Origin of the sequence: Acinetobacter sp. C15, from assembly GCF_013420645.1 — a bacterium.
GTDB classification, from domain to species: domain Bacteria; phylum Pseudomonadota; class Gammaproteobacteria; order Pseudomonadales; family Moraxellaceae; genus Acinetobacter; species Acinetobacter indicus.
Genome location: NZ_VOXR01000128.1, coordinates 1 through 1,228 on the forward strand (window position 1 = coordinate 1; position 1,228 = coordinate 1,228).

Consider the following 1,228-nt stretch of genomic DNA (forward strand, 5'->3'; position numbering starts at 1 on the left):
CATTTTTTTGCCGTGCAACTCTGGGCGAAGTTGGCAATGCTGAGCATATGCTGCGCGTTCTGGGTAAAGCAGGTGCTGCACGCTGGCGTGGTGTTCGTCCGACCGTTCGCGGTACCGCGATGAACCCGGTAGACCACCCACATGGTGGTGGTGAAGGTCGTAACTTTGGTAAGCACCCGGTAACTCCGTGGGGCGTTCAGACCAAAGGTAAGAAGACCCGCAGCAACAAGCGTACTGATAAATTCATCGTACGTCGCCGTAGCAAATAATTTTAGAGGATAAGCCATGCCACGTTCTCTCAAGAAAGGTCCTTTTATTGACCTGCACTTGCTGAAGAAGGTAGAGAAAGCGGTGGAAAGCGGAGACAAGAAGCCCCTGCGCACTTGGTCCCGTCGTTCAACGATCTTTCCTAACATGATCGGTTTGACCATCGCTGTCCATAATGGTCGTCAGCACGTTCCGGTATTTGTAACCGACGAAATGGTTGGTCACAAACTGGGTGAATTCGCACCGACTCGTACTTATCGCGGCCACGCTGCTGATAAAAAAGCGAAGAAGAAATAAGGTAGGAGGAAGAGATGGAAACTATCGCTAAACATCGCCATGCTCGTTCTTCTGCTCAGAAGGTTCGCCTTGTTGCTGACCTGATTCGCGGTAAGAAAGTGTCGCAGGCTCTGGATATTTTGACCTACACCAACAAGAAAGCGGCTGTACTGGTCAAGAAAGTTCTGGAATCTGCCATTGCTAACGCTGAACACAACGATGGCGCTGACATTGACGATCTGAAAGTTACGAAAATTTTCGTAGACGAAGGCCCGAGCATGAAGCGCATTATGCCGCGTGCAAAAGGTCGTGCAGATCGCATCCTGAAGCGCACCAGCCACATCACTGTGGTTGTGTCCGATCGCTGAGACTCTGGAGACTAGCAAGGGGTCAGAAAGTACATCCTAATGGTATTCGCCTGGGTATTGTAAAACCATGGAACTCTACCTGGTTTGCGAACACCAAAGAATTCGCTGACAACCTGGACAGCGATTTTAAAGTACGTCAGTACCTGACTAAGGAACTGGCTAAAGCGTCCGTATCTCGTATCGTTATCGAGCGTCCGGCTAAGAGCATCCGTGTAACCATTCACACTGCTCGCCCGGGTATCGTTATCGGTAAAAAAGGTGAAGACGTAGAAAAACTGCGTAAGGTCGTAGCGGACATCGCTGGCGTTCCTGCACAG

Annotated in this window: 3 protein-coding genes and 1 pseudogene; all 4 read left to right on the plus strand. The window is 50.3% G+C overall.

Annotation, left to right across the window (positions count from 1 at the left end):
- A pseudogene (locus tag FTT63_RS15475) lies at positions 1-269 on the plus strand (50S ribosomal protein L2); the annotation flags it as partial.
- A gap of 16 nt (positions 270-285) precedes the next feature.
- Positions 286-564 carry a 30S ribosomal protein S19 gene (rpsS, locus tag FTT63_RS15480; protein WP_001138117.1) on the plus strand — a complete coding sequence of 93 codons (279 nt, stop codon included), beginning with the start codon at positions 286-288 and terminating at the stop codon, positions 562-564.
- A gap of 14 nt (positions 565-578) precedes the next feature.
- Positions 579-911, plus strand: a complete 333-nt coding sequence (rplV, locus tag FTT63_RS15485) for a 50S ribosomal protein L22 (RefSeq protein ID WP_000447529.1) — start codon at positions 579-581, stop codon at positions 909-911.
- Positions 908-1,228 (plus strand): 30S ribosomal protein S3 (gene rpsC / locus FTT63_RS15490; protein WP_180192481.1); only part of this gene is annotated, 321 nt, incomplete at its 3' end. The genes rplV and rpsC, both read left to right, overlap by 4 nt.